Origin of the sequence: Bacillus sp. NMCC4, assembly GCF_002998555.1 — a bacterium.
Taxonomy (GTDB): domain Bacteria; phylum Bacillota; class Bacilli; order Bacillales; family Bacillaceae; genus Bacillus.
Genome location: NZ_PVRA01000002.1, coordinates 387,402 through 402,718 on the forward strand (window position 1 = coordinate 387,402; position 15,317 = coordinate 402,718).

15 protein-coding genes are annotated in these 15,317 nt (G+C 40.4%); 13 read left to right on the forward strand and 2 right to left on the reverse strand.

Going from position 1 to position 15,317, the window contains the following annotated elements; all coding sequences use genetic code 11:
• The first annotated feature begins 169 nt into the window (after positions 1–169).
• Together C6Y02_RS06235 and C6Y02_RS06240 are read left to right on the forward strand one after the other, a co-directional pair.
• Positions 170–1,939, forward strand: coding sequence for an ABC transporter ATP-binding protein (locus C6Y02_RS06235; protein ID WP_189318234.1), 1,770 nt, complete (start codon positions 170–172; stop codon positions 1,937–1,939).
• A complete protein-coding gene (locus C6Y02_RS06240; protein ID WP_106030869.1) occupies positions 1,936–3,654 on the forward strand; it encodes an ABC transporter ATP-binding protein in 1,719 nt (572 codons plus the stop codon). The genes C6Y02_RS06235 and C6Y02_RS06240 overlap by 4 nt, the downstream gene beginning before the upstream one ends.
• Here the strand turns inward: C6Y02_RS06240 and C6Y02_RS06245 are convergent.
• Positions 3,641–3,901, reverse strand: a complete 261-nt coding sequence (locus C6Y02_RS06245) for an acyl carrier protein (RefSeq protein ID WP_189318235.1) — start codon at positions 3,899–3,901, stop codon at positions 3,641–3,643. The genes C6Y02_RS06240 and C6Y02_RS06245 overlap by 14 nt on opposite strands.
• Positions 3,902–4,002: 101 nt before the next feature.
• On the opposite strand from C6Y02_RS06245, the gene C6Y02_RS06250 reads away from it, so the two are divergent.
• The 4 genes from C6Y02_RS06250 to C6Y02_RS06265 are packed head-to-tail and all read left to right on the forward strand — an operon-like array spanning position 4,003 to position 7,959.
• The gene (locus tag C6Y02_RS06250) at positions 4,003–5,016 is read left to right on the forward strand and encodes a hypothetical protein (RefSeq protein WP_106030871.1); all 1,014 of its coding nucleotides are present in this window, start codon (positions 4,003–4,005) and stop codon (positions 5,014–5,016) included.
• Positions 5,017–5,035: 19 nt separating this feature from the next.
• Positions 5,036–5,614 carry a CYTH domain-containing protein gene (locus C6Y02_RS06255; protein ID WP_106030872.1) on the forward strand — a complete coding sequence of 193 codons (579 nt, stop codon included), beginning with the start codon at positions 5,036–5,038 and terminating at the stop codon, positions 5,612–5,614.
• Positions 5,615–5,620: 6 nt separating this feature from the next.
• Entirely contained in the window at positions 5,621–6,766 is a 1,146-nt protein-coding gene (locus C6Y02_RS06260) for a nucleotidyltransferase domain-containing protein (protein ID WP_106030873.1), read from the forward strand.
• Between the two features lie 23 nt (positions 6,767–6,789).
• Positions 6,790–7,959 (forward strand): phosphoenolpyruvate carboxykinase (ATP), encoded by a 1,170-nt coding sequence (locus tag C6Y02_RS06265; protein WP_106030874.1) that lies wholly within the window; start codon positions 6,790–6,792, stop codon positions 7,957–7,959.
• Here C6Y02_RS06265 and C6Y02_RS06270 read toward each other — a convergent pair.
• Positions 7,956–9,038 carry a serine hydrolase domain-containing protein gene (locus C6Y02_RS06270; RefSeq protein ID WP_189318237.1) on the reverse strand — a complete coding sequence of 361 codons (1,083 nt, stop codon included), beginning with the start codon at positions 9,036–9,038 and terminating at the stop codon, positions 7,956–7,958. The genes C6Y02_RS06265 and C6Y02_RS06270 overlap by 4 nt on opposite strands.
• 109 nt (positions 9,039–9,147) lie before the next feature.
• On the opposite strand from C6Y02_RS06270, the gene C6Y02_RS06275 reads away from it, so the two are divergent.
• The 7 genes from C6Y02_RS06275 to C6Y02_RS06305 are packed head-to-tail and all read left to right on the forward strand — an operon-like array spanning position 9,148 to position 15,311.
• On the forward strand, positions 9,148–10,377 hold the full coding sequence (locus C6Y02_RS06275) for a methionine adenosyltransferase (RefSeq protein WP_106030977.1): 1,230 nt from the start codon (positions 9,148–9,150) through the stop codon (positions 10,375–10,377).
• Between the two features lie 5 nt (positions 10,378–10,382).
• On the forward strand, positions 10,383–11,417 hold the full coding sequence (locus C6Y02_RS06280; RefSeq protein WP_106030876.1) for a hypothetical protein: 1,035 nt from the start codon (positions 10,383–10,385) through the stop codon (positions 11,415–11,417).
• 13 nt (positions 11,418–11,430) lie between these two features.
• Positions 11,431–11,982: an AAA family ATPase gene (locus C6Y02_RS06285; protein WP_106030877.1), complete on the forward strand. Its 552-nt coding sequence runs from the start codon at positions 11,431–11,433 to the stop codon at positions 11,980–11,982.
• A gap of 4 nt (positions 11,983–11,986) precedes the next feature.
• Positions 11,987–12,976: a phosphotransferase enzyme family protein gene (locus tag C6Y02_RS06290; RefSeq protein ID WP_106030878.1), complete on the forward strand. Its 990-nt coding sequence runs from the start codon at positions 11,987–11,989 to the stop codon at positions 12,974–12,976.
• Entirely contained in the window at positions 12,973–13,701 is a 729-nt protein-coding gene (locus tag C6Y02_RS06295) for an SDR family NAD(P)-dependent oxidoreductase (RefSeq protein ID WP_106030879.1), read from the forward strand. Before C6Y02_RS06290 ends, C6Y02_RS06295 begins: the two co-directional genes overlap by 4 nt.
• A 14-nt stretch (positions 13,702–13,715) precedes the next feature.
• The gene (locus C6Y02_RS06300; RefSeq protein ID WP_106030880.1) at positions 13,716–14,489 is read left to right on the forward strand and encodes an SDR family NAD(P)-dependent oxidoreductase; all 774 of its coding nucleotides are present in this window, start codon (positions 13,716–13,718) and stop codon (positions 14,487–14,489) included.
• 15 nt (positions 14,490–14,504) lie between these two features.
• Complete coding sequence (locus tag C6Y02_RS06305) at positions 14,505–15,311, forward strand: histidinol-phosphatase (protein ID WP_106030881.1); 807 nt, start codon at positions 14,505–14,507, stop codon at positions 15,309–15,311.
• Positions 15,312–15,317 lie beyond the last annotated feature (6 nt).

A 15,317-nucleotide genomic window follows, 5' to 3' on the forward strand; every position in this document is an offset into this window, starting at 1 on the left:
GAAATATAGGACGATTAGGCAGTGATGGAAGTCGCTGTCTTTTTTGTTATAATGATACAAATTACACATTGTCATGATTAAAAACATTTTATATAATCCAAACAAGGATCGAAAAAGATGTAAAAAAATTCCGTTTTTTGTTGGAAAAGAGCAAAAGGCTGGTGGTGGATTGAAACAAATCGACAAGGATTCAAAGCAGTTATGGCGTGTTTATTTATGGACACTTTCATTCTTAAAGCCTTATACAGGTAAAGTGATTCTAGTCATTATAAGTGGTTTCGTTATTACCTTGAGCGAGCTCATTATACCTAAATTTATTCAATATTTTATTGAGACCATTTTGCCAGCAAAAGACTTTTCAAAAATGAATGGTTTATTGTTAGGACTGACTGGCTTAATTGTACTTGGTATTATACTGACAGCCGCAAGAAATTTATGGCAAAGAAAATTAATTGAACAAGCCTCAAGAGATTCACAATTTGCTGCCTTCCAGCAAATCCGTCAACTTGGTTTCTCATACTACGAACAACATTCTGTTAGTGAAACACTCTCCTTTGTTAACACACAGACACGAGCTGTACAAGAAATTTACAGACGATACTTCCCACAATTTATCAATCAGATATTATTTATCGCCATCTCACTTTACTTTATGATAAACATTTCTATCTTACTCACATTCATCATCATTCCAAGTTTTATTCTCTACTATGTCTTTGGACCATGGCTTGAAAAAAAGGCAACTATTTACGGTAGACAAAGTGCGGAAGGTTTTCGCACGCTACAAACAAAATTATATGAAAGTCTTGCTTCGATGGAAGAGCTTAGAATTTTAGGCTATATGAAATGGGATATGGAACGGATTCAAACACTGCATGAAAAAGTGCGCCAAGATCATGAGAAAAATGTTTTTTTCGCCTATTTACGAGGAAGCAATCGCAGGCTGACTTATTATATTGGCGCTCTTGCCACTTTTGGTATCGGTATCCATCTTGTAAAGACTGGACAGCTAACGACAGGTGGTTTTGTGGCATATATACTATATTATTTTTCAGCGATGCATATGCTTACTTCCATTGTCACACTTTTAACAGAACAACGGATATTAACCTTTCAAATTGAACCTTTATATCATTTTATGAAAAAAACACCTGATATTAGAGAGCCTCAGCAGCCGGTGCACCTTGATCATGTAGAAGGCGATATCGTGTTTCATGACGTCGATTTTCATTATCCAATGCATCCTCCTTTATTAAAAGGGATGAATCTACATATTCGGCAGGGTGAAAAAGTAGCTCTGGTCGGTACGAGCGGCGGAGGGAAAACATCGCTTCTTAAGCTAATTGGACGCTTTTATGATCCCTCATCCGGGATGATTACAATGAATGGAGTTGATTTGCGCCGTTTACCTACTAGTCAAATAAGAGATGCGATTGGGTTTGTTTTTCAAGAAACGTTCTTATTTAATATGAGTGTAAAGGACAATATTCGTTTTGGAGATACAAGTCTTTCAGATCAACAGATCATTGAAGCCGCAAAAAAAGCAGATTGTGATTCATTTATTAGAGAATTAGAAGATGGATACGACACCATACTCGGGGAAAGGGGATTAAAACTTTCCGGCGGGCAAAAACAAAAAATAGCTATTGCCAGGCTATTTGCTAAGAATCCAAGTGTTGTATTACTCGACGAAGCCACAGCATCTCTTGACAATGTCAGTGAGCAAAAAGTCCAGCAGGCATTACACCAAACATTTAAGGAGTCTACTGTCATTGCAGTTGCTCATCGTTTATCAACGGTAAGACATTTTGACAGAATTATCTTTATAGAAGATGGTTGTGTGTTAGAAGCTGGACAATTTAATGAATTGATGAGGAAAAAGGGGCATTTTTATCAATTGGCGTCTGACCGCTCAGAAAAGGAGGCAGGTGTAACATGAGAAAAAATTGGCTGTTTCTTTTGATCACAAGGCAAAAATGGATGCTCATCCTTGCTCTTTTACTCGTTTTGATTGAAGCAGCAGCTAATTTAGCCATGATAGGACTGCAAAAGTGGCTCATTGACGATGTTCTTTTGAATAGTGGTGACAGTCAACATTTCTCCCAGATCTTGATGCTGTTTGCCATTATATTTCTCGTATATGTTGTAATGTTTGTTGCCAGCCCATATGTGATGCATAAAAACTATCTGATCATCCATCATTCATTGCAGAAAAAGATGTTAGATCAGCTTCAGCAGGTATCCATGAGATCATATAAAACTCACCCAGTTAGTTTTTATTTACACAAGCTTAATCAAGATGTAAAGATAGTTGCTGTCACGGCTGCTTTACATATACCGAAAATTGTACAAACGATTTTTATGGCCGTTGTTTTATCTATCATTTTACTATCTGTGAGTTCTGTCTTATTTTTCTTGCTTCTCTTTGCAAGCACTTGTTATTTCATTGTCGGTAAAAAAATGGCGAAAACGGCAACAAACATAGCAAAAGATGTGCAGGAGAGAAAATCAGACCTATTCGTGCATGTAGAAGAAGGAATTTCTTCTACAAGGGAAGTTGTCGCATTTGATCGACGCAAGTGGGAAATCGGTTTGTATGAAAAGCTATTTAACAAAATGATGGATCGTGTCATGAAGGAAGGTAAGTTTCAAAATAAGCTTCTTTTTTTAACAGAACCATTGAAATGGTTTGGAATACTATCAGTTCTAGTGTTTGGCACATATCAAGTAGCAGCAGGAAACATGTCAATCGGTTTATTTGTCGTCATTTACCAATATGCATCTCAATTAATGAAGAGTTATCAGGAGTTATTCCAGTATGTATTTGAATTTTTCCAACAGCGTGCATCCGTTCATCGAATCGCAGAAGTGCTACAAATGGAAAACGAAGAAAAAGGAACAAAACGAATAGATGCTGTAGAAGACGTGGTGTTTGAAGATGTTTGCTTTTCTTATGAACAAACATCTAAAGGGGCTTTAGACTGCTTGAATCTTCATATTCCAAAGGGAAGGAAAGTGGCTATTGTTGGAGCGAGCGGCAGCGGGAAATCGACGATCTCAAAGCTCACACTTGGACTTTACCGGCCGGATAGCGGGGGAATTTTAGTGAATGGGGTTGATCTATCAGAGATAAAGCCATCTCATTTATTAAAGCGAATAGCCGTTGTCCCGCAAGAGCCCTATTTTTTCCCAGACACTATACGCCTGAATTTAATCATGGGATTAAATGATATTACCGAAGAACAACTTGAACAGGCTTGTGAAGTTGCACAAATTCTTTCCTTCATCAAAGGGCTTGAAAAAGGTTTTGACACAGTCATTGGAGAGAGGGGAATTTCCCTATCAGGAGGACAAAGACAGCGCTTAGCTATCGCCAGAGCGCTTTTAAAACAGGCTGATTTACTTATATTAGATGAGGCGACCTCCGCGCTTGATCGGCAGACAGAAAGGAAGGTTCAAAAAGGGATAGACGATGCCAAAGGGGGCGGCACCCTGCTTGTTATTGCGCACAGATTATCGACCATACAAAATGCAGATATGATCTATGTACTTGAAGGCGGTGCTGTTCAAAGCTGCGGTACACATGAGGAGCTGATGGAAGCCTCCTCGCATTACCGCTCTTTATTTATGGCGCAGGTGATTACAGCGTCTTAGTCAGTTTGTTTTTAACCAAAGTGAAGAGTCGATCTAAGGTGCGGAAGTGGTCCGGATGTAATTCTTCGTCTTCAAAGGCAATATGAAAGGTGTCCTCTAATGAAATAACAAAAGAGACGATTTGGACAGAATTTAGTCCTAAAGCTTTTAAACTATCATCCCGACTTGGCTGCTCATTGAGCGATAACTTATTCATTACAAGTTGGACAATTTTTTCTTCAACTTCAGTTATTGTCAGTTCATTCATGTCGCGGCTCCTTTCTAAGAGATTGATATATGTTACATTTTGGTTGATTAAGGAAAAAAATGCAATTGTTTTTATAAATCTATCATAAGGGGTGGCATTCATTGTCATATGTAAGCTATCAAAAAAAGGATGTTCGTGTGGTATTAGGTGCAGATGAATCAATTCAGAATTTAGTCATAAGTAAAGTGCATCCCTATATTGATTGCAGAAAAATAACCGAAAGACATGAAGGAGACGTTTGGACGATTTTAACCAGTAAATATGCACAAGAAATTCAAAAAGAAGTACCGCTTGAAGAAGTCTTTTACCAAACGAAGATGGAACCCCGCTGCCGCTACCTGTATCACGGAGAGAAAAAAGTGATTGTGATAGATGAACCAAAAGATGTCAGATGGGCAGCCCAGCATGCACTCCGGTTAATAAGAGTTTTGCTTCGCCTTTTGTGTTATCAGGATGGACTCATCTATTTGCATGGGGGCATGATGGAGATGAATCAAAAGGGGATTGCCCTAGTAGGGGGATCAAGGGCGGGGAAAACGTCCACCATCTTATCCTTGTTATCATTAACCGAGGCCCGTTATATTACAAACGATGATATAGGTGTTTCATGTACGAACACCGAGTACACAGGAACTGGCTGGCCGAGATCTATGAGTATTCGGAAAGATTCGTTTGAAGCCATTGAAAAGCTTGGTACCCCATACAGACTCCAAACATCGAGTCATCCATTTAACGAGGATGATAAAAACTATCATTTTGTATATCCAGAAGAGTTAGAAAAATGGTTTTCACGTGAAGTCAAAACAATGGGAAAAATCGATGTGATTGTGTTTCCTGAATTTTTACCTCACGGGCAAACTGGTGCAGAACTTTCGAAAATGACTCCGCAGGAAGCAGCGGAACGTTTGAAGCAGCATGCAGTCATTAATCCTGGAAGACATAATGAATTCTTATTACCGTATTTCACATTGCCGACACCTGAAGAGCTAGAACCATTTCTTAACGCACTAGCGGAAAAGGTGCCTTGTTATTCATTAAAGCAGGCATTTACTTCTTTAGAGAAAGGCACTGTCCTCATTCAAGAGCTTCTTGAACAATCTGACATTGTCGTGTAAGACTTTTTGGAGGTGAGTTATGGTTGAGCAGGAGTATAAATATTTGTTGTCACAAACAGATTTTCAGCACATATACGACATGTTAATTCAAAGTCATACACCTACTTATGTACTTAATTTCAATTACTATTACGACACACCAGATTTTTTATTGAAACGATTTGGTTATACCGTACGTATCCGTCAAATCAGCGGCAAACTAACACTTGAAATCAAACGCCCCAGTCAAACGTCTGGCTATAAAAGAGTAAGAGAAGAAACGTCATTACCTATTGAGGAGTTACCGCAAAAACTAGATGTACAGAACATCATGACGTCTTTACCTATTACAATCACTCAACAGCCAGAATTGTTAGGGCTATTGGTCACTGAACGAACAACCTTTTACATTGAGAAAGGCATCAAAGTGGATTTGGACCAAAGCAGCTATCTTGGCATCACAGATTATGAACTGGAAATTGAATATGACAGTGAAAAAGCATATGAGGCAGATCAATTGTTTCATACACTAACTGATGATCTGGACATGCCAGTCAATCGAAAAGGGAAGCGTTCTCGATTTATCACTAGATTTCAATCGTTTTACGGGAAGGAGTAGTCAAACATGCGGGCTGTTTTGGATCAATCTACTCTCTCAAACGAGCAGAGGCTGTTATTACTTAGCTCACGTATTCAATTAAATGAACAAGAAGAAGAGTCTATTAGAGCTCTATTGAAAGATGGCATCGATATGCCTAAATTAATTGGACTGGCATCAAGACATAAGGTGCTTCAGCTGATTACGCCTCATTTGATTCGCCTTGACGATGAAAAAAACATTACGACAACATACAAATTTTTGCTTCACTATCACTATATAGGGAATCGTCAAAAAAATATGGAGAGATTCAAAGAATTCAAGCGTCTTTTACAAACATTCCGAAATGCAAAGCTGAAAGCGGTTCCCCTAAAAGGTGCCATTTTAACCCCGCTTGTGTACAAAGATTATGGACTGCGAATGATGTCAGACCTTGACTTCTTAATTCATCCAGATGATCGAAAGAGTGCCTCTTCATTGCTCAAGAAGGAAGGGTTTATCATCGGGAAATATGACTGGGCTGCCGATCAGGAAATACCGATTGCCAGAGAAGAAGAAATGATGTGGAGAATGAATGCCGGGAATCTTTATTCACATATTAAACGGAGCGGAGAAGATTTTTTGAAGGTACACCGAGTCGATTTTTCTTATGATGTTGAGCTGAAAAAAAACTACGAAGCAACAAATGCCTTGCTGGATGCTGCTGAAGAAAAGTCCTTTTTTCAAACAGATGTCTATTTGCTTAAGCCGTTAGATTTTCTTATCCATCTTGCCTTCCATCTATACAAGGAGGCAACAAATGTACAGTATGTCTACTTACATGCAGATCTTAATTTGATCAAGTTTTGTGATGTAAGGGAGTACGTCATGTTTGCTGAAGAGCAAAATCAGCTTGATTGGCATGCTTTGCAAGAAAGAGCGAAGGAATTAGGGGCCGAGAAAGCACTTTTTTACACGTTTACGTTTCTAGATTTATTGTATCAAACGAACTATATTGACCAATTGAAGCAGCTAGACATGAGTGACCAATCATTCTTAGAAGCCTATGGAGAGAATGATTTCGGTTCTTTGAAAATATGGAAAAAATCCTTTATTGAACGTTTTTTCAGCTTGGATAATCGCGATGAGCTTGAAGAGGAACCAGCCATACAGCTATTTCCTGAAAGGCAATAGCAAATTGAAGAGGAGGATTCTATATGGATATAAAAGCGCTTTTTGAAAAGCCAAAGAACGATTTTCCTTATGAAAAATCATTTGTGTTTGCAGGTATCCATTTTAATATTCTTTCAATGGAATCGCTGGCGATTGAAGATATTGAACATTATATCCCAAAAGAATTGGATCGCCGCGAGGGGGGGATACCTTCACAGATTGAAATACGGTTTATCATTGATCCGGAGGTCGAACAGTCTGTTCGCAGTGCTTGCTTTCAAAAGGGTGAAACCATTACAGCAAAAAGGAAGTTTACTTATAAACGATTAAAATTAGACGATCAAGTATTATTTGCCTCACATGAAGGTGACGAGCCGCACAGTGTGGCGGCCAATAAAGGGCGTTATGCTGTGATTGGAAAAAACAAAAATGAGTCTGCGATACGCTGTCCACTGCGAATCGTTCGAGAAATTGCCCTTAGAACATTAGAAAATCAAGGTGGATGCTTTACGCATGCAGCAGCTGTCTCTTTTGAAGATGGCCAAAAAGGAGCGCTCATTATCGGCGATAAAGGTGCCGGGAAGTCAACCACTATGTGGCAGTTTTTGCATCATGGAGGAGCAGATTTTATCACAAACGATCGTTCCATTTCAGTGCTTGAAGATCAGGAACTTACTGTGTATGGATGGCCGATGTGCTTGGCGCTTGGAGTAGGAACTGTCCAAGCCACAACAAATATACAGGAACTGAAAAACAAAAAATTCAGCCGGTCTCAAGATAAAAGAATATGGGATGAAACCATATCAACAGAGGAAGAGGCAAAAGAAAAATGGGCCAGCGGCTGTAAGTTTGAAATTACACCAAAAGAAGCTGCTGAAATGACAGGAACAACGATTAGAAGCTCTACGAAAGTAGATATGGTGATTTTCCCCTCACTCAAAATAGGCTCAGGTGAGATTAGGCTTGTGCCGGTAAAAAAGGATGATCAAAGAGCAAAAGAAATTATGGCAGCAAATATAAGAGAACCAGAAGATCCCGACTATTTAAAAGGCTGGCTCGGACTTCGACATGTGTCAGATACCTTTCTCAAGCAAAAGGCATCTGAGCTTATCCATCACTTGTTTAACATGCCATGCTTTTATTTAGAGGGTGATCCGCGTCACCTGCAAGAAGCAATTCCAGATCTGTTAAACAAAAAAGTCAGTTCGATTTAAAGAGACGATTGTCTAAACATTCGTTTGAGCCGGTCTTCACGTTTTTTCATTTGCTCGTGATCTGCTGGCAGCAAAATTTGAAAGAGCATTTCGGCAATTGGCCGTGCGAGCCTTTCGTCAGAGTTCATTAGAATGCAAACACCTAATTTTCGCTTTGGAATGAATCCAATATAGGAGGTGAACCCTTTAATTTCTCCGCTATGTTCAGCTAAGGTGAAGCCGTTAAAAGGTCTCAAAAACCATGAAAGACCAACACCTCTGCTGAAATCTTCTTCAACCATAACGGGGCTTTGCATTTCTTTTAGCGAATGCTGAGGAAGCAGGCTGTTTCCACCGTATTGAGCTTGAATGAATTGAATCAGATCATCTGCTGTGGAGATTAGTCCGCTTGAACCGTCCTCCCAAGATGGTGTTTCAGCACTTGGATAGGATACGTCAGACAGGCCTGAGGAAGAAACTGTATACCCTTTGGCTGTGGATGCTGTTTCAATAAATCCAGTTTGCTTCAAATCGAGCGGTTTTAGTATGTGGGTATGCACTAATTCTCTATATGGCTGATGACTCACCTTTTCTAGCACTTTACTTAATATAGAGTAGCCAAGACTGGAATAATTGATGATAGACCAAGGCGGTGTGAAAATAGTGAGTATTTCAATACACTGAGCTAGAGTCATATCTCGTAAATGAGCTGCTTTGTCGAGTGCTTTGGGCAGGCCTGAGATATGAGAGGCAATCATTCGGAAAGTGAGTGGAATTGATTCAGACAAGTGACTTCTTATGAAAGAAAGTAATGGTTCGTAAGTATGAATGGGTTCATCGAGTTGAATCAATCCATCCTCTCGCATTTTCATCATGACCATTGCAGTAAAAGGCTTAGTCACGGAACCAATTCGAAAGGTTGTGTCTTTTGTAATAGGGGTGCCGCTTTCAATATCAGCGAGGCCCTCATGCCACGACCAAATGTGCTCATCTTCATGTGAAATACAAATGGAACAGCCGGGAATTTGATGTTGTTCTAATAATTTCCTAATATCGGTGGTTGTATCTTGCAGACGCTGCAGGATCGATTCATTGATCAAAATAGACACCTCTTTCATACAGAATATATATATATTACCAAATGTTTCATATTGTTTTAAGATGAACGATCAATATTTTTATATTTTAAAAGAGAGCGGGCGATAGATGATGAAAACAATTCAAAAAACCATTCTTGATATTTTAAAAGGTGATGGCCAAGATATAGAACAAATTCCATATGAGCTTGTGGAACGTAAAGGTGTAGGTCATCCAGATACGATGTGTGACGCCATAGCAGAAAGAGCTTCTCAATACTATTCTCAATATTGCATGGAGCATTTCGGCAGAGTGGCACACCACTGGTTTGACAAAGTCATGCTTCTTGGCGGAGATGCTGATGTCACGTATGGGAAAGGGACAATGGTCAAACCGTATCAAGTTGTGTTTGCTGGAAAAGGGGCATACGCATACGGCGATGAGGTCATTCCTCTTAAAAAGATTCTTTTTGATGCGGCAAAGGATGTGTTATCAGAGGTGACAACAGGATTTGATCCTGAAGAACATCTCGTCATTGACTGCCGAATCGTTGATCATCAGGGGGCAGGCCGCAAAAATTCACGATATCGTCCGATGGTTGAAACGGACATGATTGAAATCGGTGATCCAAAGCTTGTGTCAAACGACTGTAACTTACTGCATGCTCATGCCCCATTAAGCCGTCTTGAGAAGCTTGTTCTTTATACAGAGCGTTATGTGAATGGCCCAGAATTTAAAAAGGTCAATCCAGATACCGGCTGGGATGTAAAAATATTTGGAAGCAGACGTCATGAAGATTTTAAACTCATTGTGAATATGCCTTTTCTAGCTAAAGATATTCATAGTCTTGAGGAGTATTTTGCCCGCAAAAAAGAATGCCAAGATCAAATCGCTCGCTATATTCATGAAACGTTAGGCCTCACGCCTGATCTCATGCTGAATGCAACAGATCGTAATGGCCGTCCGTACTTAACAGCGCTAGGTTCTGTAGCAGATACCGGCGATGTAGGAGTTGTTGGAAGAGGAAATAGATTAAATGGACTGATCACCCCAATGCGGTCTATGAGTATTGAAGCGCCGGCTGGGAAAAACCCGCTTGATCATACAGGAAAATTATATGGGGTGCTCGCACAACGGTTGGCAGATCAAATTTTTGAGACCATTCAAAAGCCAACAGAAGTGCATATCTTTACTTCAAAAGAGGCACCGCTCCACAACCCGGATGAAATTGCCGTCCGTATTCAACAGTGGGATGGAAATGAAGTTGATAGAAAAAGAATTGAAGACCTCGTCATGAATGCGGTTCATTCAATGGGCGATGTGACAACAGATTTAATTTTTAAAGGCGTGACAATGTGGTAAAAAGGATGAAAAAAAGAGTCATTGATGCCGTTCATGCATGTATTCATACAAAAGAACCTATGGCAGTGACCATTCATCCATATGAAATTGAAAAACAACAACAATTGAATCAACATCATCTTCTGTTGATGCTAAAGCCTGAATTAACAAGCATCAATAAAGGTGTACAGTTGGATTTAATACTAGATGAACTTCTCCAACGATTAGATGATCGTGATGTAGAAATAGGAGCCGTGCGTGTTATATCATCCTTATATTTGAAAGAAAAGAAAATAATTGAAAATCAATATGGGATGCTAAATAAAATTTCTAAAAATGGCCTGAGTGAAGTGTCAGATGCAGCAAAAAAGATGCTCGACATGAAATACCCAGAGTTTAAAAAGAAGGAACATTTCATATATGGAGGCCATCAATTTTTACAAGAGTACAAAGAGCTCACGCCGTATGGTTTAGAGCTTTTAACCCGGAACGTCAAGGTAGACAAGCTGGGTGCGGGCACATACGCCATAGAGGCCGAGGTGGATGGAGAAAAAATGCTTCTGCTCAATTCATTCCACCCTTGTCAAATAGAGTGGTTCACTTCACCTGCAAAGTCTATTATCGTCATTGAATGTTTTTCAAAGCAGCCAATGAGGATGTTGAGAGAAGATTTCATCGGTGCAACGGACCCTAAAGAGGCTAAAGCGGGTTCTTTTAAACACATGCTGCTGTCGGAGCAAAAACGGTTTGGTTTATCTAACGTGTGTACTCGGTTTAATGGCATTCACCTGTCACCGGGTCCTGTAGAAGCAATGGCGGGAATGATTCACTATTTTAGTACACCTGAAACAAGGATGACTCCCGCGCATACACTTTTTGGCCAGCTGTTAAAGGAAAATGGCTTTTCGGCGGAAGCATTAGATCTATTATGTAAAGATGTGTCCATTCATTCAAGCGAAACGCCCGTATTTGAATTAACAGAAAACCTAAATTGGGATGAAGCACTTGATCTGCTAGTAAAAGTGAGAAACGACATTCAAAAGCATGAACGTGTTCTGTAACGGAGGGAACAACTTGAACAATAAAGGAGCTAGCCAGCGAATTTGGATTGTCGGTCCACCTGGATCTGGAAAAACGACCCTTGCACATCAATTGAAGCAGGAGTTAACGTTACCTCACTATGAGCTCGATGCCCTATTCTGGCAAGCGAACTGGAAAAAAACAGATAAGACGGTGTTTATCGATAACGTCCATGAAATTGTCAAACAAAAGAAATGGGTCGTTGATGGTCAATATTCATCTGTTCACCACATATTGGCTGAATATGCTGATACGATCATTTGGCTTGATGTAAAGAGAAGACAGACATTCCCCCGTCTCATGAAAAGGACATTCAAACGGCTCATCACAAGGGAGAAACTTTGGAATGGAAATAAGGAGAGAATGGGTAACGCGCTCCAATTTTTCTCATATGCCTTTCAAGTCTATCCAGAGGTGATTCATCAAAACGAAAAGCTTTTTCACAAATTAAAAGAAGAATCTCATGTGAAATGCCTGCGCATAGACAAGCGGGACGAGGCAGACCAGGTGATTATGAAAATCAAAAACCTTGAGAAAAAGGGGTGAGGACATGACGACATTAGATGATGCTTATAATGTCCTGAAATATTGGTTTTCGGAACAGCCGATCCGTTTAACACCTTTAAACGGAAGAAGCCCTAATGAAGGATGGCTTGTAGAAACGATCAAAAACCGCTTTGTCTTAAAAAAATGTGCAAGAAATCATGATGCGGAGTGGCTTCAATATTTAGAGGATTTAACAGATGCTCTGCTTGATCATGGCTTCCCGATTCAACCTATGATGGAGGCAGAAGACCGTCGTAAGACCATTTTATTCAAAGAACACTTTTGGCAGCTGCGGCCCTATTTCGAAGGAAGACCATATGAAATGGGAAATCGTTCAGATGAACAAGAAGCCATCCGGGTATTAAAACAGCTCCATTCATTGAAGAACTTACCGAAAGGGCCTGTGAATCCAAACTGCGAATTGAAGAACTGGATTACTTCTCCGGACGAAACGCTCGGCAAGACGGCTTACGCACTAAAAAAGGTTGTTTCTTCTAAAAAGGCTGCTGCTTTGCTCAAAGTGTATGAACGGGAACTAATGAATATCATCACGCTGCTAAACCCTAGTATATATGAAGCATTACCTCATGCTGTTACACATGGTGACTTTCATTCTGGCAACCTGTTAATTCTTAACAAAAAGCTTGCCATGGTTCTTGACTTTGATACAGCAGGCTTTAGACCGCGAATATATGATGCAGCCATATCTGCTTTTTTGTTAACGAGAATCAAGAGAGGAACGTTTCAACTAGATATTGTGAAAACGATTCAATTTTTAAAGGCATATGCAGATGACTTATCCGAATATGAATGGCGTTCTATATCTGCTTTTATCAGACTTTTATATATTCCAACAGGGCGGTATTTAACACTGCTGCATACCTATACACCTCACCTACTGAAATGGTATATTGATTGGTCTTTTCAAGCACTAGAATCTGCATCGAACCAGCTGAAGGAAGATTGGTATCTCCAAAAGGAGATGAGAATATGAAGGTCGCTGTTGTCACTGGTGGAAATAGGGGCATAGGCAAAGAAGTATGCAGACAGCTTGCGCAGTGTGGAATGCTTGTTATTTTAACTGCACGGCAGCTTGAAAGTGCCAAAATAGCTGCGTCTGAAATGACAGAGCATGTTGTGCCATTTCAGCTGGATGTAACAAATGAAGAATCGGTTGAACGTTTCTCGGCATTTATGAAAGATTCGTTCGGGAGAGTGGATGTGCTCATTAATAATGCCGGTGTCTTTCATGACAACATAAAGGATCACACATTTCCATCTTTTCTAGATCTTCCTGTATCGACACTCCAAGAAACGATGAATGTGAATGTATATGGCGCAGTCAGAATGACCAAGGCGGTTTTCCCTTACATGAAAGAGGCTGGATATGGACGGATTGTCAATGTATCTAGCGGTATGGGAAGGCTATCCGCGATCTACGCTTCAGGCGATGTCAGGCGTGACGGTAAAAGTGGTCCTTACTACCGGATGTCAAAAGCGGCACTACATGTTCTCACAAAAGTCACAGCTTTAGAGGGGTCACCCTATTCTATCCTTGCAAATGCTGTGTGTCCTGGCTGGGTACAAACGGACATGGGGACCTCAGAGGCTGTTAAAACCATACAGGAAGGTGCATCAGGAATAGTGTGGGCGGCACAGCTGCCCCGAGATGGACCAACAGGAGAATTGTTGAGAGACGGTCAAAGACTTCAGTGGTAAGAGGAGGCAGCTACATGCGAGGTATGAAAGGAAAGACGGTTATTGTGACAGGCGGAGCTCAGGGGATTGGATATGCGGTCGCAGAACGAGCCGCACAAGAAGGCGCACAAGTCGCCATTGCTGATCACTATGTAGATTACGGAATTGCAGCAGAAAAACAGCTCAAAGCAAACGGATATGATGTTTTGTTTATAGAGGCTGATATTGCTGATGAAGCATCAATTGTTTCAATGATAGAAAAAACAGTCAATCATTTTGGGAAAATAGACATGCTGGTGAATTGTGCAGCCATTTTTATCATGCGGGGTCTTGAAGCAACCGTTGAAGAATGGCGGCGCATCATGGATTTGAATATTATGGGACAAGCTCTTTGTGTCAAACACACCGCACCTTACATGGAGAAAATAGGAAAAGGGTCGATTGTAAATATTGCATCCATTTCAGGACACATTGCCCAGCCGAAATATTTAACATATAACGCGACAAAAGCAGCCGTTGTCAATATGACGCGGTGCATGGCAATGGATTTGGCGGATGCAGGTATTCGTGTAAATGCAGTGAATCCAGGTACGGTGTGGAACAAAAATAACGAGCGGTTCCATTTGGAAGAACTTGGATTGACAAGAGAGCAAGCAAATCAGCATCCTGATATTGGCGGGATGCACATGTTGAAACGAACAGCTGATCCAGAAGAGATCGCATCTGCTGTCATCTTCCTTCTTTCAGATGAAGCGAGTTTTATTACAGGAGAAAATTTGATGGTTGACGGCGGCTATACTGCCATGTAGAGGAGTAAAAATTGCATGAAATTTGATCTGCACACACATCATCAACGCTGTGGTCATGCGGAAGGGAACATCAGAGAATATATCGATGAGGCTGTCAAATTAGGTCTTGATTTTATTGGAATATCGGATCACTCCCCGTTCTTTGGTGAAGAGGCTGACCACTTTAAACCCTGGGTAGCGATGGCTAAAAGTGATTTTCAATCATATATAGAGGAAGTCCTGCAGTTGAAAAAGGAATATGACGGAAAAATTCACGTGCTGTTAGGTGTCGAATCTGACTATTTTCCAGAACACGAGGCCCTTTACCGAGACGTGTATCGACATTATCCATTTGATTATATCATTGGCTCGGTTCATGTCAGTAATGGATATGACCTATTTAACCGGAAACGGTGGGAACGAATCACAGAGCAACAAGCAATCATTGAAAAAGAAACATATTACCAGTTGATTAAAATGTCTGCTGAGAGTCAAATGTTCGACGTTTTAGGCCATATTGACGCCTTAAAAGGTTTTTATCCAGAGATTGCTCATCTCAAAACAGAAGCTGTCGATGATGCACTGCAAGCAATTGCGGAGAGTGGTTCTGTCATTGAAGTGAATACCTCTGGCAAAACAAAAGACTGCGGCGGCTGGTATCCATCAATGGATCTATTAGAGCGAGCCAAATTTTATGGTGTGGATGTCACGTTTGGCTCAGATGCACATCAGCCAGCCCGCGTAGCAGATGATTGGCTGAAAGTAAAACAGACGCTGAAGGAATTAGGTTATCGAGAATGGTATATCTTTCAATCTCGTCAAAAGCGAAAATTGGTTCTATAAATTCTA

Coding starts and splice junctions, on each gene's coding strand:
- C6Y02_RS06240 (WP_106030869.1), top strand. CDS start 1,936: ATGAGAAAAAATTGGCTGTTTCTTTTGATCACAAGGCAAAAATGGATG.
- C6Y02_RS06245 (WP_189318235.1), bottom strand. CDS start 3,901: ATGAATGAACTGACAATAACTGAAGTTGAAGAAAAAATTGTCCAACTT.
- C6Y02_RS06255 (WP_106030872.1), top strand. CDS start 5,036: ATGGTTGAGCAGGAGTATAAATATTTGTTGTCACAAACAGATTTTCAG.
- C6Y02_RS06260 (WP_106030873.1), top strand. CDS start 5,621: ATGCGGGCTGTTTTGGATCAATCTACTCTCTCAAACGAGCAGAGGCTG.
- C6Y02_RS06265 (WP_106030874.1), top strand. CDS start 6,790: ATGGATATAAAAGCGCTTTTTGAAAAGCCAAAGAACGATTTTCCTTAT.
- C6Y02_RS06275 (WP_106030977.1), top strand. CDS start 9,148: ATGAAAACAATTCAAAAAACCATTCTTGATATTTTAAAAGGTGATGGC.
- C6Y02_RS06280 (WP_106030876.1), top strand. CDS start 10,383: ATGAAAAAAAGAGTCATTGATGCCGTTCATGCATGTATTCATACAAAA.
- C6Y02_RS06290 (WP_106030878.1), top strand. CDS start 11,987: ATGACGACATTAGATGATGCTTATAATGTCCTGAAATATTGGTTTTCG.
- C6Y02_RS06295 (WP_106030879.1), top strand. CDS start 12,973: ATGAAGGTCGCTGTTGTCACTGGTGGAAATAGGGGCATAGGCAAAGAA.
- C6Y02_RS06300 (WP_106030880.1), top strand. CDS start 13,716: ATGCGAGGTATGAAAGGAAAGACGGTTATTGTGACAGGCGGAGCTCAG.
- C6Y02_RS06305 (WP_106030881.1), top strand. CDS start 14,505: ATGAAATTTGATCTGCACACACATCATCAACGCTGTGGTCATGCGGAA.